Annotated in this window: 18 protein-coding genes; 8 read left to right on the forward strand and 10 right to left on the reverse strand. The window is 67.8% G+C overall.

What is annotated here, in order from left to right; all coding sequences use genetic code 11:
* The first annotated feature begins 107 nt into the window (after positions 1–107).
* Positions 108–875, forward strand: coding sequence for a 4-hydroxy-tetrahydrodipicolinate reductase (dapB, locus tag MU582_08350; protein ID UPK76633.1), 768 nt, complete (start codon positions 108–110; stop codon positions 873–875).
* Positions 876–884: 9 nt separating this feature from the next.
* On the opposite strand, the gene MU582_08355 is transcribed toward dapB, so the two are convergent.
* The 4 genes from MU582_08355 to MU582_08370 all read right to left on the reverse strand — a co-directional run bounded on the left by MU582_08355 (position 885) and on the right by MU582_08370 (position 5,206).
* Positions 885–2,645, reverse strand: a complete 1,761-nt coding sequence (locus MU582_08355; protein UPK76634.1) for a metallophosphoesterase — start codon at positions 2,643–2,645, stop codon at positions 885–887.
* Positions 2,646–2,748: 103 nt separating this feature from the next.
* Positions 2,749–3,309: a GNAT family N-acetyltransferase gene (locus MU582_08360; GenBank protein UPK76635.1), complete on the reverse strand. Its 561-nt coding sequence runs from the start codon at positions 3,307–3,309 to the stop codon at positions 2,749–2,751.
* A gap of 42 nt (positions 3,310–3,351) precedes the next feature.
* Positions 3,352–4,542 carry an MFS transporter gene (locus MU582_08365; GenBank protein ID UPK76636.1) on the reverse strand — a complete coding sequence of 397 codons (1,191 nt, stop codon included), beginning with the start codon at positions 4,540–4,542 and terminating at the stop codon, positions 3,352–3,354.
* 196 nt (positions 4,543–4,738) lie between these two features.
* Complete coding sequence (locus MU582_08370; protein UPK76637.1) at positions 4,739–5,206, reverse strand: Lrp/AsnC family transcriptional regulator; 468 nt, start codon at positions 5,204–5,206, stop codon at positions 4,739–4,741.
* A gap of 85 nt (positions 5,207–5,291) precedes the next feature.
* Between MU582_08370 and MU582_08375 the strand changes: the two genes are divergently transcribed.
* The 5 genes from MU582_08375 (at position 5,292) to MU582_08395 (ending at position 9,816) form a co-directional block, all read left to right on the forward strand.
* On the forward strand, positions 5,292–6,173 hold the full coding sequence (locus MU582_08375) for an EamA family transporter (GenBank protein ID UPK76638.1): 882 nt from the start codon (positions 5,292–5,294) through the stop codon (positions 6,171–6,173).
* 12 nt (positions 6,174–6,185) lie between these two features.
* Positions 6,186–6,575, forward strand: a complete 390-nt coding sequence (locus tag MU582_08380; protein UPK76639.1) for a VOC family protein — start codon at positions 6,186–6,188, stop codon at positions 6,573–6,575.
* 53 nt (positions 6,576–6,628) lie between these two features.
* Positions 6,629–8,308, forward strand: coding sequence for an alpha/beta hydrolase (locus MU582_08385; protein UPK76640.1), 1,680 nt, complete (start codon positions 6,629–6,631; stop codon positions 8,306–8,308).
* A 108-nt stretch (positions 8,309–8,416) separates the two neighbouring features.
* Positions 8,417–9,190: a thymidylate synthase gene (locus MU582_08390; GenBank protein UPK77136.1), complete on the forward strand. Its 774-nt coding sequence runs from the start codon at positions 8,417–8,419 to the stop codon at positions 9,188–9,190.
* Positions 9,187–9,816, forward strand: coding sequence for a dihydrofolate reductase (locus MU582_08395; GenBank protein UPK76641.1), 630 nt, complete (start codon positions 9,187–9,189; stop codon positions 9,814–9,816). The genes MU582_08390 and MU582_08395 overlap by 4 nt, the downstream gene beginning before the upstream one ends.
* Before the next feature lie 26 nt (positions 9,817–9,842).
* Here the strand turns inward: MU582_08395 and MU582_08400 are convergent, their stop codons facing one another.
* Positions 9,843–12,635 (reverse strand): winged helix-turn-helix domain-containing protein, encoded by a 2,793-nt coding sequence (locus MU582_08400; protein ID UPK76642.1) that lies wholly within the window; start codon positions 12,633–12,635, stop codon positions 9,843–9,845.
* A 42-nt stretch (positions 12,636–12,677) separates the two neighbouring features.
* Positions 12,678–14,153, reverse strand: coding sequence for an ATP-binding protein (locus tag MU582_08405; protein ID UPK76643.1), 1,476 nt, complete (start codon positions 14,151–14,153; stop codon positions 12,678–12,680).
* A gap of 135 nt (positions 14,154–14,288) precedes the next feature.
* Here MU582_08405 and MU582_08410 point away from each other — a divergent pair, with 135 nt between their 5' ends.
* Positions 14,289–14,813, forward strand: a complete 525-nt coding sequence (locus tag MU582_08410) for a hypothetical protein (protein ID UPK76644.1) — start codon at positions 14,289–14,291, stop codon at positions 14,811–14,813.
* Between the two features lie 303 nt (positions 14,814–15,116).
* Here the strand turns inward: MU582_08410 and MU582_08415 are convergent, their stop codons facing one another.
* Entirely contained in the window at positions 15,117–15,908 is a 792-nt protein-coding gene (locus MU582_08415) for a thioesterase family protein (protein UPK76645.1), read from the reverse strand.
* A 1,818-nt stretch (positions 15,909–17,726) separates the two neighbouring features.
* Between MU582_08415 and MU582_08420 the strand changes: the two genes are divergently transcribed.
* Positions 17,727–18,053 (forward strand): hypothetical protein, encoded by a 327-nt coding sequence (locus tag MU582_08420; protein ID UPK76646.1) that lies wholly within the window; start codon positions 17,727–17,729, stop codon positions 18,051–18,053.
* A 13-nt stretch (positions 18,054–18,066) separates the two neighbouring features.
* Here the strand turns inward: MU582_08420 and MU582_08425 are convergent, their stop codons facing one another.
* From MU582_08425 to MU582_08435, 3 genes are all read right to left on the reverse strand, one after another.
* Complete coding sequence (locus tag MU582_08425) at positions 18,067–18,603, reverse strand: pyridoxamine 5'-phosphate oxidase family protein (GenBank protein UPK76647.1); 537 nt, start codon at positions 18,601–18,603, stop codon at positions 18,067–18,069.
* A gap of 16 nt (positions 18,604–18,619) precedes the next feature.
* Entirely contained in the window at positions 18,620–19,069 is a 450-nt protein-coding gene (locus MU582_08430; protein UPK76648.1) for an SRPBCC domain-containing protein, read from the reverse strand.
* 85 nt (positions 19,070–19,154) lie between these two features.
* Entirely contained in the window at positions 19,155–20,375 is a 1,221-nt protein-coding gene (locus MU582_08435) for a sigma-70 family RNA polymerase sigma factor (GenBank protein UPK76649.1), read from the reverse strand.
* Positions 20,376–20,468: the final 93 nt, after the last annotated feature.

Consider the following 20,468-nt stretch of genomic DNA (forward strand, 5'->3'; position numbering starts at 1 on the left):
CTGCTGCCACGGCGCAGAACCGCGAAGGCGCGATCCGGAGATCCCGGGTCGCGCCTTTCGCGTTCGGCCGGGTGCCGTACGTGCGTCACCGTGAGAGGATCGGGCACATGACTGACGCGGCGACGAAGGTGGGCGTTCTGGGCGCTCGCGGACGGATGGGATCCCAAGCATGCAAGGCGGTCGACGCAGCTGACGGCCTCGAGCTCGTCGCCGGCGTCGACATCCATGACTCGCTCGCCGGCCTCACGGGCGCCAACGCCGAGGTCGTCGTCGACTTCACCCGGCCCGACGTCGTGATGGACAACCTCGCGTGGTGCATCAAGCACGGAGTCAGCGCCGTCGTCGGCACGTCCGGGTTCACCGATGAGCGCATCGAGGAGCTGCGGAACCTGATCGGCGACCGCGACGATGTGACCGTTCTGATCGTGCCGAACTTCTCGATCGGGGCCGTGCTGATGATGCGCTTCGCCGCGCAGGCAGCGCCGTACTTCGAGTCCGTCGAGGTGGTCGAGATGCATCATCCCGACAAGGTCGATGCACCGTCGGGTACGGCGCAGCGCACTGCCGAGATGATCTCGAGCGCGCGTACGGACGCCGGTTGCTCGGCAATGCCCGACGCCACCACGTCGGATCCCGACGGCGCCCGCGGCGCAGTTGTTGCGGGCGTACCCGTGCACTCGGTACGCGCCCGCGGGCTGGTCGCGCACCAGGAGGTGTTGCTCGGCGCTCTCGGGGAGACGCTGACAATCAGGCACGACTCGATCGATCGGGAGTCGTTCATGCCCGGTGTTGTCGCGGGCGTACGCGCCGTGGCGGGCGCGGACCGATCTCTGCGCGGCGTCGTTGTCGGCCTCGAGCACGTACTCGGCGTCTGACGCGTCCGCTCAGCGGGAGCGGCGCGGAGACACGGTGAACGGCTTCTCGATCGACTCCGGTGGATGCGGGCTCGCCGGGGCGAGCAGCGGACCGCGGTCGGCGGCACGCCAGGAGTGCGGCACCGAGCGCAACCCGACAGGGTGCACGCGTACTCCATCGGGGCCGATCCGCAGACGCAGGTAGCTCTTGAAATCCTCGATGCGTAAGGCGGCGAACAGCTCGTTGCCGTGCAGGTCCTGCCACACCTGGCCGAGGTACAGGTAAGCGGCGAGTACGTACGCGCCGGAGATGCCGCAGCCGAGTGAGGCGAGCACAGTGATGAGTATGGCGGCGACGAAGCCGTCGTCCGGCCAGTTGATCGAGCCGACCAGCGAGGTCGCGCCGAGGAGCAGGGCGAGATGTGCGGCCGCATGCAGTACGCCCGCCAGTGCGCGTACGGGCTCTCGAGATCGAGGACGCGCGAGTCCGATCGTCATACCGAGCACCAGCAGACAACCGAACAGCGCGGGGAGCGAACGGGCGGCGAGCTGAGTGTCGGCGATCGAGTAGCCCAATAGGCGGTCGACCGCACCGTCGCCCGGTTGGGTCGCGGCGAGCAGCCAGATCAGTACGGCGTAGACCGGACCGAGCATCGCGGTCAGGGCGGGGTTGCGCCAAGGCAGCCGCCAGCAGCCGCGGGCGAGCCGTCGCGATTCGGCAACGGACGGGAACGTCTGCGTACGCTCGAACTCCGCCTCGCCGTCGCCGGACCAGCGTCCGAAGCGAGTCTTCTTCGGGAGGTGGTGCGTGGGGGAGAGGTACGCGCCTCCGCCGCCGCACGTCACCAGCGCCTGCGGTCCGTCGCCTGTCCGGCGGGAGTAGTGCGAGTAGTGGTGCCGGTCGCCCGACAGGATGAGGCGCACGGCGTCCGCCCGGTCGCCGAGGGCGCTGCTGACGAACTGCTCGATCGTGTCGCTGCCGTGCGGATCGACCCACGTCGGCTTGGCCGTGCACAAGATGATGCTGTCGCCCTCGCCGAGGTGACTCGCCGCCTCGCGGAAGTACGCGAGCTGCGGTGCGTCCAGGTAGGTGTCGAACTGGATGTCGGTGCCCCAGAGCCACCAGCCGTACGGGAGCTTGATCGCGAAGTAGCTGCGCGACTGGATGGTTCGCCACCCGCCGACGAACGACGACACCCGTCGATGTGGGTCGACTGTGCGAAGGGAGCCCTTCCGCGGGACGGGCAAGGGCACATCCGCGAGCCAGCCCTGGCAGAACACCCGCAGGAACGCAGTCAGCCCGTCGTACCAGTCGTGGTTGCCGGGTATCGCCGCAATCGCCGGTGACTGCTCGGAGCGTTCGGGCAGTGCCGCTCGGTAGACGGAGGTAGTGCGGTCGGTGTAGTTGGCCTGCGACGCGACCGGATACGCCTCGTCGCCGCCGAGTACGAGCAGCTCGCCGTGCGTACGGGCAGGATGCTCCTCGTCGGCGGCCCCGCCCGGCAGCGGATCGACGGCGATGCTCCGCGCGACCGCGTACGTGGAGTCGAACCCATCGCCGAGGTCGGCGGTGTAGTCGATCCAGCACTCCCGCTCGGGCAGCGAAAGGTCGTATAGTTCCGCCGGCAGCGCCGCTTCGTTCTCGCGCCGGGCTGCGAAGCCGCCGATCGTACGCGCCATCGCCACCTGCGCTCCGATGCGCGCGAGCTGAGCCGGATGCAGCCAACGGACCGGCGGGAGCCGCCGTAGCCGATTGCGCAGGCGGTCGCGGTCTGCCGCGTTCGGATCCATGCGGCCGAACGTATCGTGCCGGCGGTCGGTAAGGCGAGTGGCGCAACCTCGTTTCCCGGAAGCCCAGAAAACAACGGATCTGCGCCACTCCTGGCGCGATGGATCAGTCGTCGTCCACGACGAGCGAGGTGTGCAGGCGTACCTGTTTGATGGTGTTGGCGCCCGTGCCGTCGACATCGAGCTCACGGTGAGCGCCGTCCGGAGCCCAGCCGGTGCCCTCGACGAACGAGCGCAGTCGGTCGTCGGTCGATGCGATCCACCAGGTGGCCCGGGTGAACTTGTCGGCCCGCAACGTGTCGGTGCATGCCTGCAGTAGCCGCGATCCATGGCCCTCGCCATGGGCAGCCGCGTCGATGACGAACTCCACGATCTCGCCGTCGGCGATCGGGTCGGCGTCGGGGTCGTCGGCCGGAGAGGTCACTGCGAACCCGCGTACCGTCGCGCGCTCCAGGGCCACCAGAACCCGGTTGCGGGCGTCCCCGGGTTTGTCCATCGACGCAGCCCACTTGCGGGCGAAGTCGTCGACATCCAGCGAGTCGACCATCTCCTGCGGGAGTACGTCGGCGTACTGCTCACGCCAAGCCGCGACCTGGCAGCGCGCGACAGCAGGTGCGTCGTCGGCCCAGGCGACCCGGACACTGACGTCGGCGGTGGGGGAACTCATGCAGGCGATTGTGCCGCACGCCCGGCCTGCACCAGCGGGCGGTCATCGGCGGGCGACGATCCTGATCGCGGCCGCGGTGAGCGTGAGTGCCGCGCCGCCGACGGCGAAGCCGATCGAAGTGTCCGCCGATTCGATCAGTACGCCCGCGCCGGATGCGCCGAGTGCACTGCCGACGTTGTTGGCGGTGTTGACCCAGGTGCTCGCCTCGGTGCGTTGATGGGGCGGTGCGAGCTCGTCCGAGGCGAGGTACGCGACGACGAACAGCGGCGCGATCGCGACGCCCGTCAGCGCCATCACTGCGCCGAGTGACAGTAGTCCGGCCGTCGTACTCGCGAGCAGCATGCCGAAGCCGAGGTATCCGACGAGAGCGAAGAGTTGTGTACTCCGACTGCGGTGATGGTTCAGCCTGCCCCAGAGCAGGCCGCCGAGTACGCTGCCGGCGGCGATACCCGCCTCGATGAACCCGGCGACCTCCGGCGTGCCGTGCTCCTCTGCGCGGGCGGCGATGCAGGTGTACACGAGGCTGAGCGCTGTGGCTGTTGCCAGGATGGTTGCAAGCACCGGAGCGAACCCCGTCGCCCGGAGCGGTCCGGCGTCGAACCCCATCGCCGACGCCGGAGCTTCATTGCGTCGCCGGGCGGGTGGTGTGCGCACCATGCCGAGTGTTCCGACGATGAGCAGGCCTGCGGTCGTCGTGAGTGCGAACGCCCCTGAGGCGATGGCGAGTAGCAGTCCGACGAGCATCGGGCCGATCAGGTACAGCGACTCCTCGCACACCGAGTCGAGGCTGTACGCGCGTTGCTTGAGCGAGGTTCCCTCGGTGAGGTGTCGCCAGGTCGAGCGCATCGACGGACCAAGCGGTGGCGCGCAAAGGCCGGCGACGATGCCGAGCGCCACATACCCGTACGTGGTGTCGACATCGCTGCCGCCGAGCGCTGCTATCGCGCCGAGTGCGCCGCCGCTCGACACCGCGAGCGGTGGGAGGACCCGGGCTTGTCCGAGGCGGTCGACGAACCGTGACTTGTACGGCATCGACAGTGACGTGAGGCCGAAGGCGGCGACGACAGCGCCTGCTGTCGCGAACGAGCCGGTTGCGGCATGGACGGTGAACAGCAGGGAGAGCGGGAGCAGCCCGTACGCCAGGCGGCCGACGAGCGCAGCGGCGAACGTCGGCAGTGCGTACGGAAGTGCCAGCACGGCACGATAGCTCCCCGGATGGATATCGGGGGACACGATGGACTCCGGTGACTGGTTCGAGAAACGGGTCGGCAACGTGCGGACTCGAGTCCGCCGGCGTCCGCTAGTCACAGGGATGGTGCATGCCGACACTCTAGCGACTGCGGGTTCGTCTTGGCGGTCACGGCGCCGCGTCTCTCGGAACCGATGCGCGCGCGTGCCGGTCGCAACGACGAGACCGGGCGGCCGGATCTCAGTGGGGCATCACCGAACGAGGCGCCACGGGCGTGGACACGATGAACGAGCTCGTGGTCTGACCGTGTACGAGGAACTTGTCGAGCACGTCTTCGAGCGCCTCGATCGCGGCCACGTGGACCTTCAGCAGGAAACAGTCCTCGCCCGAGATGCGATGACACTCGCTCACCTCGGGCGTACGCGCAGCGAGCTCGGCGAGTTTGGGTAGCTGACCCGGACCGGGGCGGATCCTCACCCACGCGGCGACGGGGAGCCCGATCGCCGCGGGATCGATGTCGAGTCGGTAGCCACGGATGACTCCCGCCTCTTCGAGGCGACTCACCCGCTCGCGTACCGCGGGCGCGGACATGCCGATGCGGCGGGCGAGCTCCGACGTGGTCAGCCGAGGATCGGTGTCCAGCACCTCCAGAATGCGCCGGTTGACCTCGTCGAGGACGAACTTTCGAACAGCGATGTCATTTGGCATAGGTGTTCGTGATCCGGAAGCGGACACGGCGTTTCACCTTCATCTGCTCATGGTGATCTCTCGTTGTGACTCCCAGCATAGAGGTGTGTCCAGATCGCTTCCGCCGCATGCGTACTTCGTCGGCAGTGCTGTGTTCCACTACCTCGGGCCGGCATTCGCGGTGTTGCTCTTCGCCAGCATCGATCCGCTCGGCGTCGCGTGGTTGCGGATCGTGACCGCAGCGGCGGTATTCGCGCTGTGGCGGCGGCCGTGGCATGCGTATGCCCGATTGCGACCGTCGCAACGTCGCACCATCGTCTGGTGGGGCGTGGTTCTCGCGGTGATGAACTCGGCGTTCTATCTCGCGATCGACCGGTTGCCGCTCGGCACGGTCGCTGCAATCGAATTCTTGCCGGTCATCGTGCTCGCGGCAGTTGCCGCGCGGACGTGTCGCAATGCGGCCGCACTCGCATTCGCAGTAGCGGGCGTGTACCTACTCACCGACGTCGCATTCGTGACCGACCCGATCGGGCTCGTCTTCGCGGCGGCCAACGCGTTGCTGTTCGCTGTGTACGTCATGCTTGCGCATCGAGTCGCGAGCGACTCGTCGGTGGCAGGCATCGACGGGCTCGCGATCGCCATGCTCATTGCCGCCGCGGTCGGCGTACCGCTCGGGATCGCCCATGCCGGTCCCGCGTTCGTCGACCCGATGCTGCTCGCATCCGCGCTCGGCGTCGGCGTCGCGTCGTCGGTCGTCCCGTACGTCTGCGACCAATTGGCGATGGCGAGGCTTGCCCGGGCCACGTACTCACTGATGGTGTCGCTGCTGCCCGCAACCGCAACGGTGATCGGTGTTCTCGTTCTGGCGCAGCTGCCAACGCTGGTAGAGGTTCTGGGCATCGGGCTCGTCATCGGCGGCGTCGCGCTGCACCAGGAACGAAAGTCCAACCCGCGGCCGGCGGCTTCGCCGGACCACGTCGACGTCTGAAAGGACCCGATCATGGCCAGCAGGATCAACTCGATTCCCGTCGACTGCACCGACGCCGAGGCGTTGGCGCAGTTCTGGGCGGAGGTGCTCGGTTGGCGGGTCAAGGACCGCGGCTGGCAACGTACTGAGCACGGGCCGGACGGGGTGTCGATCGCCGCACCGGGGGAGGACCGCCTCGAGATCGACTTTCGGTGGACCCCGGACGGACCGCCGAAGGAGAAGAACCGACTTCACTTCGACATCAATCCGACCGATCGCGACCAGGAGTCCGAGCTCGTGCGCCTGCTCGCGCTCGGTGCACGCCGGGTCGACGTGGGGCAGCGCAGCGACTCGACCTGGTTCGTGCTCGCCGACCCGGAGGGCAACGTCTTCTGTCTGTGTTACAGCCGCGTGGGCCCGTGAGTCCTGCGTACGCGCAGTGTTGCGGTGCGAGCGGTCCGCGATAGCAATTCGCTATGAGGCCAAGTATTCGTGCACTGTCCCTGTCTGCGGCAGCCGTCGTCTCGGCGGCGACGCTGACTGCGGTGCCGGCCGCTGCGTACGAGACCAATGCGGCGAGCAACCCGGACGAAGCGTCCCAAGTCGAGGCGCCCGTGCCCGACCTGAACTGGGGCGCGTGCGAGGACGCCGAAGAGCCGGCGCAATGCACGACCGCCGAGGTGCCGCTCGACTACGACGACCCCGATGGCGACACGATCACGCTGAGCCTGATCAAGTATCCGGCGAGTGACTCCGCCGAGCGGATCGGGTCGTTGTTCATCAACCCGGGCGGACCCGGCGGATCGTCGGTGCAGAGCGCAGGTGGATTCATCGACGGGATCGGTGCCGACGTCACGTCGCGCTTCGACGTCATCGGGGTCGACCCCCGTGGCGTCGGCGGCAGCGAGAAGCTGGAGTGCACCAAACCGGCCGACGTCGAGGAGGTCCCCGCGCCGGACATCCGCTACCCCGAGGGGCCGGAGCAGATCAAGGCGAACCAGGAGTACGACGCGTACCTAGCGAAGAGCTGTGCGGCGACTGCCGGACCGATCATCGATCACATGTCGACCGCTGACACCGCTCGCGATATGGATCTGATCCGGCAGGCGGTGGGTGACGAGCAGCTGACGTACTACGGCGTCTCGTACGGCACGTACCTAGGAGCCGTGTACGCGAACATGTTCCCCGATCGCGTACGCGCCGTCGTGACCGACAGCGCGATCGATCCGGTGGAGTGGCAGACCGGCCGCGACGGCAGCGGCGAGACCGAGCCGATCACTACCCGGTTCGGCAGCGCGGAGGGCCTGCAGGACACCTATGAGTACCTGCTCGCCAAATGCGATGAGGCCGGCTTCTTCGCCTGTCCGCTGGCCGGTAATGCGAAGGGCCGTTTCGACCGCGTGGTGAAGAGCCTTCACGATCGGCCGATCGTACTGCCGGGCATCACCGTGACCGATCAGCACCTGAAGATGATTACTCATCAGGCGCTGTACAACAAACAGTTCTATCCGCTGCTCACCGGCCTGGTGAAGGTGATCGACGTACTGAGGTTCCCGTTCCAGCAGCCCGCTGCGACGCGAGCCGAAGGCGTACGCGCCATGCGGGTCGACGCCCGGCAGGACCTCCTCGGGATGCTCAAGCGGGCGGTCGAGGAGTTCGACCACCCGGTTCTGGGTACGTCGGTTGTCGACGACGTTCTCGATCTCTTCAAGCGGGGCCCGGCGACGGCGTTCGAGGGCGTCGCCTGCACCGACGGCGCGAACCCGGTTGACCCGGACGCGTGGACACAGGCGGCAGCGAGCAAGGACAAGGTCGCGCCCATGGGGATCTTGTGGGCCTGGATCTCGTCTCCGTGTGCGCAGTGGCCGGGGTCGGACGAGGACGCCTACCACGGCAGCTTCGACAACGAGCCGTCGACGCCGATCCTGGTCATGAACAACACCCACGATCCCGCGACCTCGCTGAAGTCGGCGCAGGGACTCCACGAGGTCAGCCCCGGATCGCGTCTCGTCACCGTCAACGGCGGTGGACACGGTGTGCTCGGTTCCAGCGAATGCGCGACCAAGGTCTCGTCCGCGTACTTGCTGGAACAGACCCTGCCGGACGATAACGTCACGTGTGACGCCGACGCGGGTCCGTTCGGGGTCGCGCCGTAGGGGGCCACGAGCACGGCCGTGGCGCGTGGTGGAGTGGTCTGCGCGTCACGGCCGTTCCACGTCCGAGTGCGCTGTTAGTGTCGGTCTGTGCGGCAGTATCTCGACTTGATGCAGCGGATCCTCAACGACGGCGTCGCGAAAGGCGACCGGACCGGCACCGGCACGCGTAGCGTGTTCGGCCACCAGTTGCGGTTCGACCTGAGCGCTGGCTTTCCGTTGGTGACGACGAAGAAGGTGCACGTACGCTCCGTCGTCGCCGAGCTGTTGTGGTTCCTGCGTGGCGACACGAACGTCAACTGGCTCCATGAGCACGGCGTGACGATCTGGGACGAATGGGCCGACGAGGCCGGCGACCTCGGCCCGATCTACGGCTACCAGTGGCGATCCTGGCCGACGCCCGGCGGCGACCATCTCGATCAGCTCGCTCAGGTGATCGAGCAGATCCGTACCGACCCCGACTCGAGGCGTCACCTCGTCAGCGCATGGAACGTCGCCGACCTCGACGCGATGGCGCTGGCGCCGTGTCACACGTTGTTCCAGTTCTACGTCGCCGACGGCCGACTTTCGCTGCAGCTCTACCAACGGTCCGCCGACGTGTTCCTCGGTGTGCCGTTCAACATCGCTTCGTACGCGTTGCTGACGCATCTGGTTGCGCAGGTGACCGGTCTCGAGGTCGGCGACTTCGTGCACACGCTCGGCGATGCGCATCTGTACGTCAACCATCTCGACCAGGCGCGCACCCAGCTCTCCCGTGAGCCGCGCGCGCTGCCGACGCTGCGCCTCGACCCGGGTGTCGACACGATCGACGGGTTCGGGGTCGACTCGATCGCGGTCGAAGGGTACGACCCGCATCCGGGGATCAAAGCGCCGATTGCCGTATGAGCGGCGAGGAGAGAGCGAGGGACGAGCGGCTCGACGAGCGCGACCAAACTGCACAGAGCGGCGAGGAGAGAGCAAGGGACGAGCGGCTCGACGAGCGCGACCAAGCTGCACGGAGCGGCGAGGAGAGAGCGACCGACGAGCGCGGTCCGGAGGCGCCGGTCGTCATCCTGCTCGCCGCGGTCGGCGAGAACGGCGTGATAGGTCGCGACGGCGGCCTGCCGTGGCATCTGCCCGGCGACCTGCCGCATGTCAAAGCCACGACGCTCGGCCATGTCGTGGTCATGGGCCGCAAGACGTACGACTCGATCGGCAAGCCGTTGTCGGGGCGTATGACGATCGTCGTGACCCGAGATCCGGCTTGGGCCGCGGCCGGTGTTACGACATGTGGTGACATCGAGTCGGCTCTGCGGGTGGCCGCCGAGTCACACGCCGAGATCTACGTACTCGGGGGAGCGGAGATCTACCGGCTGGCGATGCCGTACGCCCATCGACTCCTGATCAGCGAGGTGCCGCAGGCTCCCGACGGCGATACGTACTTCCCGGAGATCGACCCGCAGGGCTGGGTCGAGTCCGACCGCGACCCGCGCGAGGGCTTCGACGTCGTCACCTACGAGCGCCGACACTGACCCACCTGGGCAGACAGCGGCTCTGCTTACTCGGCGCGGGCTCGCGTAGTCACGTCGGACAGCGAGTCGAGTAGACGTCGCAGGTCGGCGCGGCTCGCGTTCGGGACATTGTCTCGGCCGACTTCGTCGAGGGTCGTGGTCGCACGCTCCCAGCTACGCCTGGCCGCGTCGGAGTCACCGAGTGCGTACTGGGCGACGCCGAGGTGTCGAAGAGCGACGATTTCGCTCGTACGGTGGCTGACGGTCCCCAGTGCCGTGAGTGCCTCCTCGAGCGCATCGACGGCGGCGTCGTTCTGGTCGGTTGCGATCAGCGCCTCGCCGCGAGTGATCAGGGCTTCGCCGAGAACCGTCTTGGCGAGACCGTCGACACCGCGTGCGTCTTGGAGCGCGAGGTCGATCTCATCGAGGGCCTCCTGCGGGCGATCGAGTGTGAGGTAGATGGTCGCCTGGTTGTTCACGATCCCCAGCGTGCCGGCGACGCTCCCGAGCTGGCGTGCGTGGCTCGACGCCCGGTCGTACGCGTCAAGGGCGTCCAGCGGCCGGTCGAGATAGGACAGGGCGAGGCCGAGCGCGGTCGCAGAGACGAGCTGTCCCGGCGCATTCTGCAGCGTCGCGAACCTGGTCTCGGCCGCCTCGAGATGGGTGACCGCCGTCGCCTGGTCACCGAGGTCTTGGTGGCTCTGTCCGAGGTAGCGCATGCACAATGCTTCGAGCATCGAGTCACCGACCGTTCGAGCCGACGCCAGTGCGAGGTCGAACAGCTCGATCGACGTGCTGAACGCGGCGGTCTGCTTCAGCAACCCGTAGCACTGCGGAGCCGTGGCACAGACGAACGCATGGTCGCCGTCTGCTGCGGCGGCCCACAGCACGGACAGGATCGCGCGCTGGTGGGCGGCAAGCCAGTCGAACGCCTCCGAGGCCGACTCGAACCGCGCCGGGTGTACGCCCGCGACGACGTCCGGAACGACGTAGTCGACCATCGGCGTATTCATCGTCGACTGTGCCGAGCGGGCGGAGTGGAGGTACCAGCTGCGCAACCGATCGAGCGCTTCGCCGCTCTCTTCGACGTGTTCGGCAGCGAGTTCGCGGGCGTAGGCGTGCGGAAGGTCGTGCAGCTCGTACCAACCCTCGGAGACCTCGGTCAGCAGATGCCGGTCGGTGAGCCGGTCGAGGGCGCGTTCGGCGGTGCGTTGATCTACGCCGGCTAATGCGGCCGCAGCGTCGGCCGCGGTCTGCGGATGGGGGTGAAGCCCGAGGAGACGGAACATCCGGGCGGAGTCGTCGGCGAGCGAGCGGTACGACCAGGAGAACACCGCGCGTACGTCGGTGAGTGGATCGTCTGCCCAGTCGGTGAGGGTGGCCAGTCGGTCGTACTCGTCGCGGAGCCGGCCGTTGACGTCGGCGAGGCTGGTTCGCTCATCCCGTCCGGCACGCTCGGCGGCGACCGTGAGCGCGACGGGTAGATATCCGCAGAGCTCGGCCAGCTCTCTGAGCTCGCTGTCGTGGGCGGTGACGTCGCGGTCGAAACGGCCGGCGAGCATGGTGACCGCTTCGTCGGCCGGCAGCGGCGCGACCGGGACTCGTCGGGCGCCGTCACGCGAGACGAGCCCGCGCAGCTGACTGCGGCTGGTCACGACGGTTGTGGTCGTACCACCGGCAAGGAGCGGACGCACCTGAGCGGTCTCGCGGGCGTTGTCGAGCACGACCAGGGCGCGTCGTCGGTTCAGCTCGGTACGAAGCATCGCGCTGCGGCCGTCGAGGTCGGCCGGGATCGTCGCGCCGGGCACACCGAGGCCGCGCAACAGGGTGTCGAGAGCGTCGACTGGTTCGACCGGCTCACCGGGCCCGTAACCGCGCAGGTCGACGAACAACCGGCCATCGGGAAACCTGTCGCCGTGCCGTGTCGCCCAGTGCACGATCAACGCGGTCTTTCCGACCCCGCCCGGGCCGTGTGCCGCGATCAGCGGCGCATCGTCTGTGACTACCGCCGAGTCGAGTGCGGCCAGCTGCGAGACGCGCCCGGTGAATCCCGCGACTGCCGGAGGCAGCTGCTGCGCAACACCGGCCGTCGGCGGATCAACGTCGGGAGCAGGCAGCGGTGCGGCGTTGTTCAGCAGCCGGTAGTAGTTGCGTTGCAGGTCAGGCGACGGGTCGACCCCGAGCTCGCCGGCGAGCCGGGTACGCAGCACTTCGTACTGATCAAGGGCCTCGGCGGTACGTCCGGCGCCATGCAGAGCGGTGAGCAGCCGCGCCCACAACGTCTCGCGTAGCGGATGGCGTTCGATGAGCTGGTGCAGCATCGGAATGCGCGTCGTCGCATCGCCCGCGGCCGTGTCGAGGTCGACGCGACGTTCGACGGTATGGAGGTAGCGCTCGGTGAGCTCCGGCACGATGTTCTGCTCGATCCACGTCGACGGAGCGACACCGAACGGGTCGCCGACCCAGAGCGCGAGCGCGGCGTCGAGTCTGTCGGCCGCATCGGCGGCGTCGTCGGAGACCGAGGCGAGCCGTTCGAACCGCAGCAGGTCGACTGCATCGACCGGTAGGTCCAGCCGATAGCCGATCGAGTCGGTCGCGACGGCGTTCGCGCCGAGGACCCGGCGAAGACGTGCCACGTAGGTCTGCAAGCTGCCGCGTATGCGCGCCGGTGGGTCATCGCCCCACAATCCGAGCGAGAGTGTGCTGACCGACACGGTTCGCCCGGTGGAGAGGGCGAGCATTGCGAGCAAGGCTCGGACTCGCGTACCGGGGATCGGCGCCGGGGTTCCGTCGCGTAGGGCGGCGATGGTGCCGCTCAATCGGATCTCGATCTCTGACACTGCACCTCCGACGACCCTCGCGACGATCACACTAATGCCCGGCTAGTCGTCGAACTCGATCGACAGGGAGCTGGCGTACGCGTCGTCGTCATCTCCGTCGTCCCAGTCGGCCCCGTCCGGATCCTCGTCGGGGTCGTGGAACTGCGCGGGTCCGGAAGCGAGCAGGCTGCGGGTCAGCGCCTCGCGATCCGAGAGCAGCTCGTCGAGCGCCTCCGCGAGGTGGGTGTCTGCCGGTGCGGTGTCCGCGATCGCCGCGGTGAGTACCGCGCGACGGATCAGCTCCTTGGCGAACGACGCGGTCACGCCCTCGGCCCGCCGGGCGGCCACACCGAGTGCGTCCTCGGAGAACGGCAGATCTCTTGCGTACAGGCCGAACAGCGCCCGCCGCGCCCCCTCGTCGGGCAGCGGAATCTCCACCGCGAGGTCGACTCGGCCCGGGCGCTGCGAAAGAGCGCGCTCCAGTAGGTCGACCCGGTTGGTCGTGAGCAGAAACGTCACGTCCGCATCGCCGTCGAGGCCGTCCAGCGCCTCGAGTACCTCGAACAGTGTCGTCTCGGGGCCGTCGTCGAAGTCGCGGTCCTGTGCGATCAGATCGCAGTCCTCGAGCACGATGATCGCCGGCTGCATGGCCCGGGCGATCTTGGTCGCCTCGCCGATGAGCGCAAGCGAGCCACCGGAGAGCATGATCGCCGTAGTGCCGCCCGTACGTGTCAGCAGGTGGCGAACTGTGTGGGTCTTACCCGTGCCCGGCGGTCCGTACAGCAGGATGCCGCGTTTGAGGTGCTGACCCGCCGAGCGAAGGCGTTCGCGCAGCTCGCCGAGGCGTACGACATGGCGGGTGAGCCGATCGAGCGTCCCGTCGGGCAGGATCACGTCGCCGGCGGCGACGTCGGGACGATGATGGAACGTGATGCCGCCGAGCGTCGCCTCGTACTCGTCGCCGCTGAAGGTCATCAGCTGTCCGCGCAGCACGCTGTGCTCGACCATCAGCCGCCGGATCTCGTTGAGCAGCCTGGTCACGATGTCTCGGTCGGCGGCGAGCACCTCGATGCTCGCGACGTCGGATCCCCACTCGGGGTTCGCATCGCGCTGCAGGATGGCGACCGGTGCGTCGTCGTACGCGAAGAGATGGATGCCGCGAGTGACGACCTGGCGGGTCGAGTCGGGGCCCGTCGGCAGGCTGATGTAGTCGACCGGACCGATGTCGACGTTGTGGCCGGCCCCGCGCAGGATCGCCGAGAACGACAGCTCGGCGAGCTCATGCCCGCCGGTGAATCCGAGGACGCGATGTGTGGAGCCCGCGATCGCCTCGATAGCGGCTTCGGCGTCGACGAGGCGCGGCCGCGACACCGACTCCTTGACGTGCGGAAGTTCGCGTACGTCCTGGCCGAGGTGCTCGGTCAGGACGGTGGTCAGCGGTGGTACGCCGCGGTCGTTCGCGTCGAAGTCGTGTACGACCTTCTCCAGGAAGGCCTTGTACGTGGCGATGAAGTCGGTTGTCTCGGTTGTCTCGGTCACGCGCCAACCTTGCCAGGTGCGAGACGAGCAGTCGTCCCATTTCGTGCGCAGGTGTCGTCCGCGTCCCCCTGCGGCGGGAGGTTTCGAATCGTCGCCGACGCGATCGTTGTGGAACACCTCGATCAGGGAGACCACATGAGCATGACCACCACCGCCGACCGCGCACCGACCGCCCGGGTACCGCATTGGGCCGTCGTCGCCGCGCATCTGGCGGCATTGGCGCCGGTGCTGTCGTCGCTCTGGCGGATTCCGCTGATGTTCGGCGGTTCGATGGGCCTGGACGACGCGATGATGGACGACCTGATGAGCCATCCGTTCTGGGAACGCGCCGCGTACCTGCTCGGCCTCGGCGTGCTGTCGGAGACCCTCGCGTTCCTGACGATCGGGTTGGTACGCCCGTGGGGCGAGTTCGTCCCACGCTGGGTGCCCGTCCTGCGCGGGCGGCGAATCCCGATCCTCGCGGTGGCCGTACCCGCTGCCCTCGGCGGCGTGGCCACGACGTTGCTGTTCACGATCACCGGACCCTTGGGCTGGGCGGGCAACTTCGACGGTGTCGACGGCTGGACCGTCCTGATGACCGCGTGCTACGCGCCGTTGACCATGTGGGGTCCGCTGCTGCTCGCCGTCACCTGGGCGTACTGGCGCCGTCGCCGCGGGTGAGCCGTGACACAACTGGAGATTTCTGCAGAAGTCGCGTCATAGCTTCACCGGCGGTGCGTCCCATCATCGAACGAACCCGCTCGGATGAGGAGGCGCACGATGCGCACGATGACTCGCAGCACTGTCCAGTACGACGTGACCGACCGGCTCTCGTACCTGCTCATCGGCGGCGGGGCACTCGCGATGGTGCTTGCCGTGGTCGCCGCGCTCACGATCTAGCGAGACCCACGTCCGTTCCGTTCGGTGGACGGTCCGTGGGCCGACTCGGGTGCTCACGGCCCGGACGCCGTACGTGCGTCGAGGTCAGAGGAGTACGGCGAGCTGATGTGACTCGGCGACCAGCGTGCCCGCCGAGTCCCACAGCTCGAAGTTCTCGTCGTGGTAGCCGTCGCGTACGAACCGGGTCGAGTGGCGGCAGGCAAGCCAGCCGGGCGCCGGAGTTGCGTGGATGTAGACCGTGAGCTGCACGGTCGCCGGGTTGACCTCGCCGATCTCGAACACCGCGGGCGCGTACCCGTCGACCATGAACGCGAGAGCGTATGCGTCGATCGGCCGGCCACCTTCGAGGCGCATCCAGAACTCGCCCGTCGGCGCGCCGGACGGCTTGCCGATCGCCCAGCCGGGCGGAGACGCAAGCCGGTACTCCGAACGCTCGAGGATGCTGACGCCCTCGAGTACGCCTGCCGGATTCGGGTCGAAGCAGTCCTCGACGGGCGGCAGCGCGGGTGGCTGCGCAAACGTCTCGGTACGTCCCGATGTCTTGGCGCGGTCGACGAAGCTGGCGACGAGGTGGGCGACGGGCGCGTCGTTCTGCGAAAGCGTCGCCTGCCCGGTGGCGACCGACCGTCCGGCGCGCAACGTCGAGGTACGGACCTGGGCCTCGCCGGGTACGCCGGGTTTGAGGAACGAGACCGAGCACGTCAGCGGATCGGCCAGCGGCATCGTCGAGCCGAGCGTACGAAGCAGTAGCGCGGTGAGGTAGCCGCCGTTGGGCGTCTTGTTGGCGGTCGTCCACCTGTCGGTGAGCTCGACCTGGAACAGGCCGGGCTCGACCGACTCGGCGGACGTGTCGACGTCGAAAGGATGGTCATGCACGCGGCCATCTTCTACGCCCGTTGACCGGCGAACGTGCGCGGGTGCTCGTTGGCCGCCGCGCAGCGCGCGCTCTCCACTTAGTTCCGGTCGAGGGCTACGCCTCGACCAGAACTAAGTGGCCCTCATGAGCGAGCCTGGCTCGGGTTGGTTAAGGTCACACGCGTCGTTCGATGCCGAAAGTCGTTGAAATCAATCCCGAGGGGCCATGCACTCACACACACACACACACCGATTTGGCCTGAGCGCGCTTGGGCTCGTGCTCGTAGTCGCCACCATTAGCGGTCCCGCCTCGGCCGATGCGGACGACTCGGCAATGCAGCGTCAAATAGGACCCGTGCAATCGGACGGCCCCGACCGGTCGCACAGGTCTCTCACGGACGCATCTGGCGGTGCCGCGATACCTGTCCTGTTCCGGGGCAGCGTCCCAGGCGACGCCTCCGAGCTCCAGGTCTACGCCCAACCGGCCAGACCAGATGGCTCAGGGCGGGACGTACGCGCCTGGCCCGTTCCAGCGAGGACGCAACGGACCGGAGATCAGGTCACGGCGTACGCCGATCCCGCCGACCTACCGAGGCGTGTGGTTCGTGCGGGAGGACTCGTCGACTTCGAGGTTGTCGCGCGCAATGACGATCATCGATGGAGTAGCTGGCTCACCGCCCGCCTGGTGCGGGTCGGGTCGGCATTCGAGTGGGCTGATCCCGTGGCGACGTCGGCCAGCGCGAGTGGCGAACGTGTGCGATTGACCACTCGCCATGGCTCGACGGTCAAGGTTCCGCGTCTCCAATCGCGCAGCGCGCTCAGAAGTCATGATGCGCAAGGAGAGGGCGTTTCGCTTGCCCGGTTCTCGGCTCCGGTGCAGGTGCCCGACCGAGGTGCCGCGCATCGAAAGGCCAGCGGACCGTGCAGGTACCCCCACTGGGTCTACACGAAGAAGTATCGGACCAGGCCCACAACGATCGGCACATCGTATCCGGTAGGTAAGGACAGGGCCCGGATGGTCGTGAGTAGCTCGCAGGGAGCTCACTACGGCATTGCCACCAGTGCCGAGAGCGCGCATGCGGGATTCCACGCAACCGGGGGCCGGTTCGTCGAGAGTGGTTGGGGTTTTACCTGGGCGTGGAGCAAGAGAAAGCGTTCGTATCGCAAGGGCATCAGGTACCGGCTCATGAAACTCGAGTGCTACGGGCAGCCGATCGGCACGATGCAATGGAGCTGGCACCCAGTCGGCGAGACTGGAGGTACGGGTACCAACCGTAAGCACGTGACGCGCCCCAGCTGGCATCGGTGTGCGCGGCAGAGCCGTGGCGTGTGGCGCCGGACCAAGGCGAATGGAAATTCGTACTCATATGGTGCGGCGGTCAAGTTCGCGTCACTGATTGGGATCGACCTTACGATCGATCGGAACTACTCATCGAAGCAGCGAATTGAGTACAAACTGAAGAAGCGCGGACGCTTCCTATGCGGGAACAACGCCAAACCAGCGACTGCCGGAAAGATCATGGAACGGCGGCATCGTTGACGGGACCGCGCCCGGCGACGCTCCGTACTCTGCTCGTCACGGTCATACTCCTGGGGTCATTGGTTGGTTGCGACGGTGACGGAGGGTCTGTCGGCGATCGGGTGCGCTTCGGTAACGGCGAGGGTCCGCTCCAGGTGTCCGGTGGTGGGGGCAACTCGATCATTGCGCCCAAGAGGGTGCCGTGGACCGCCACGTTCGGTTCGTCCGACCTGTGCAGGCGTTCGGGCGGTCCGATCACTCTCGAAAAGGTCAGGTACGAGTACTCGGTACGCGCGCGGTCGACGCGAACGGTGGTCTTCTTGGCGACGACGCCACGAGGTGGGTTGTCGTTCGGTTCCGCGATCGGGGCTCCGGAGGGACAGATCGGACCGCGCCGCAACCAGATACCGGGGCGGATACTGGGAGCGCCGGACGGTACCGAGGTCGAACAGCGTTGTGACGACGAGCCGTCTGCCGATGGAACCCTGCAGCTCCTCACGGTCCTGGACGTCGGCCGAAAGGGCGCGGAAGTTCCCCGCTACTACGTCGACTACTCGGCGGACGGTCGCAAGTACACGGTCGAGGTTCCGTGGCAGATGGTGGCATGCGGCTCGCGTACGCCGCGGGGCATGTGTCCACGAATGTGATGCGGATGCCTTGTCAGGGGCGGTAACGGGTTTGGCTGAACTTCTCGCCGCGTCCGAACGCGAGGATCTTCGCCGGGCGTACGCCGAACACCGGTACTGACCCGCCGGTTTCGACGTTCGGCGCGCGGCCGTCCGGCCGGTGGCGGAATCCGTCGTCGGCGACGCCGTACGGCCAGTCGAGTCGTTGCGCCCACATCGCCGCCAGGCGGGTCAGCGTCGAGCGGTCGGTGACGCGTTCGGCGCGTCCCTCGACGACGAGATCGAGCCCGCGCCGGTACTCATTGTGGCCGGTGGTGAGGATGCAGCTCGGGTTGCGTAGCAGGTTGCGACCCTTCTGTTCCTCGAGTCCGGTAGAGAAGTACAGCGCGTCATCAAGCCACATCGCCGGTAGCGGCGTCACATGCGGCCGCCCGTCGGGACGGACGGTGGAGATCCAGAACATCTCGGCAGCATCGAGAGCGGCGACGACGTCGTTCCACGGGGTCGCCATCGCTCCCGGCGTGCTGAAATCGGGATGGAGCTCGGGGTCGGGCTGCTGCGTCGCGGTCATCGGAAGCTCCAGAAGTTCAGCGCGCAGTCTGGTCGTCGAACACCGAGCGTCCGGTGGTGATCAGGTGCTGGAGAGCGTCGTCGATCACGCCGCTCCAGCCGCGTGAGCAGTCGTTGAAGCACTCCTTGTCCGGTGTCAGGCCCTCGTGGGTGAAGTGCAGCCGCGTGCCGTCGCCGTCGGGGGCGAGCTCGAATACGACCCTGGTGTCGTCCCATTCGGCCGGATCCTGCACGAAGCCCGTACGCGAGTCGACGACCTGCCAGACCATGCGTCGGGCGGGTACGACCTCGCTGAGCCGGAAATGACTCATCAGATCGGCGTCGCGGTACGTGAACTCGTCTCCCTCGCGCTCGAAATCGCCCGTCGCACCGGTGCCCCAGTACTGGCGGACGTTCGCGATCGCTGCGAAGACCGTGTCGGGTGTTTGATCGACGGTGAACTCGGTGGTGAAACTGTTGTTCTGCATGGCGGTGCCTTTCGTCTCGGCGGTTCGTCGGTTCAACCCACCGACGAACGGATGCCGAGCAGATCGACAGCCCGGTGAGAATCTCTTACAACTCATCGCGGCGGCGGGCGAGATAGCGACGCTCGGCCTCTGACGGAGCGAGTCGGATCGCCTCCTCGTACGCCGCGCGGCTCTCGTCGTTGCGGTCCGCGCGGCGGAGCAGATCGGCACGGGTGGCGGGGAGCAGGTGGTAATCGCCCAGGTCGCCGGCCGCGGCGAGATCGTCGACGCGCTGGAGTCCGGCGTCGAGGCCGTCGGTCATCGCGATTGCGACGGCTCGGTTGAGCTCGACGACGGGTGACGGCGCGAGCGCAGCGAGGCGTTCGTAGAGTGCGGCGATCTGAGGCCAGTCGGTTGCTGCCGCGTCGGGCGCGACCGCATGACAGGCGGCGATCGCAGCCTGCAGCTGGTACGGGCCCGGCCGTCGCAGCTCGACCGCCTCGTCGAGTACGGAGACTCCTTCGGCGACGAGGGCGTGGTCCCAGCGTGACCGGTCTTGATCCTCCAACGGCACAAGGGTTCTGGCTGCGGTACGCGCGCCGCGCCGCGACTCGGTGAGTAGCAGCAGCGCGAGCAGACCACGCGGCTCCGGCTCGTCGGGCATCAACCGGACGACGACGCGCGACTGGTAGATCGCCTCGGCCGAGAGATCGCGTACGCCGTCCGGTTCGTCGTAGCCCTGGTTGAAGACCAGATAGAGAACCGCCAGCACGGAGCCGAGCCGCTCGGGCAGCTGTTCGGCGGGTGGGACGCGGTAGGGGATTCCGGCGCCGGCGATCTTGCGCTTCGCCCGGACCAGGCGTTGGGCCATGGTCGACTCGGCCACCAGCAGTGCGCGGGCGATCTCGGCCGTGGTCAAACCGGCGAGCGTACGCAGCGTGAGCGCGACCCTCGCCTCCAAGGACAGCGCCGGATGACAACACGTGAAGATGAGCCGCAACCGGTCGTCGGGGATCTGCTCGGTCGGCGGCTCGCGGCGGTCGCGGTCGAGCACCGAGACCTCACGCAGCTTGGTCCGGCCGGTTGCGTCACGGCGAAGCCGGTCCATGGCGCGGTTGCGCGCCGTGGTGGTCAGCCACGCTCCGGGTCGGGCGGGCACGCCGTCGCGTTCCCAGACAGTCAGCGCGCTGGCGAACGCGTCCTGGGTGGAGTCCTCGGCGAGGTCCCAGTCGCCAGTGATGCGGATCAGGGTCGCGACCACCTGGCCCCACTCGTCGCGGTAGGCGGCCGTGACCGCGGCGCGTACGTCCGGGGGCGAGGCGGTCATCGGACGATCGGGGAGTGCTCGGTGCGGCGGCTGCGACGCGCGTACGTCATGGCGCCAGTGTGCCGCGGCGTACCGACAGACGGACATCGTTCG

This window comes from Nocardioidaceae bacterium SCSIO 66511 (assembly GCA_023100825.1).
Classification (GTDB): Bacteria; Actinomycetota; Actinomycetes; order Propionibacteriales; family Nocardioidaceae; genus Solicola.

What these genes read in the sequence shown, in the direction of transcription:
- dapB (UPK76633.1), top strand. Translation starts at nt 108, where the DNA reads ATGACTGACGCGGCGACGAAGGTGGGCGTTCTGGGCGCTCGCGGACGG.
- MU582_08355 (UPK76634.1), bottom strand. Translation starts at nt 2,645, where the DNA reads ATGGATCCGAACGCGGCAGACCGCGACCGCCTGCGCAATCGGCTACGG.
- MU582_08360 (UPK76635.1), bottom strand. Translation starts at nt 3,309, where the DNA reads ATGAGTTCCCCCACCGCCGACGTCAGTGTCCGGGTCGCCTGGGCCGAC.
- MU582_08370 (UPK76637.1), bottom strand. Translation starts at nt 5,206, where the DNA reads ATGCCAAATGACATCGCTGTTCGAAAGTTCGTCCTCGACGAGGTCAAC.
- MU582_08380 (UPK76639.1), top strand. Translation starts at nt 6,186, where the DNA reads ATGGCCAGCAGGATCAACTCGATTCCCGTCGACTGCACCGACGCCGAG.
- MU582_08385 (UPK76640.1), top strand. Translation starts at nt 6,629, where the DNA reads ATGAGGCCAAGTATTCGTGCACTGTCCCTGTCTGCGGCAGCCGTCGTC.
- MU582_08390 (UPK77136.1), top strand. Translation starts at nt 8,417, where the DNA reads ATGCAGCGGATCCTCAACGACGGCGTCGCGAAAGGCGACCGGACCGGC.
- MU582_08395 (UPK76641.1), top strand. Translation starts at nt 9,187, where the DNA reads ATGAGCGGCGAGGAGAGAGCGAGGGACGAGCGGCTCGACGAGCGCGAC.
- MU582_08410 (UPK76644.1), top strand. Translation starts at nt 14,289, where the DNA reads ATGAGCATGACCACCACCGCCGACCGCGCACCGACCGCCCGGGTACCG.
- MU582_08425 (UPK76647.1), bottom strand. Translation starts at nt 18,603, where the DNA reads ATGACCGCGACGCAGCAGCCCGACCCCGAGCTCCATCCCGATTTCAGC.
- MU582_08430 (UPK76648.1), bottom strand. Translation starts at nt 19,069, where the DNA reads ATGCAGAACAACAGTTTCACCACCGAGTTCACCGTCGATCAAACACCC.
- MU582_08435 (UPK76649.1), bottom strand. Translation starts at nt 20,375, where the DNA reads ATGACCGCCTCGCCCCCGGACGTACGCGCCGCGGTCACGGCCGCCTAC.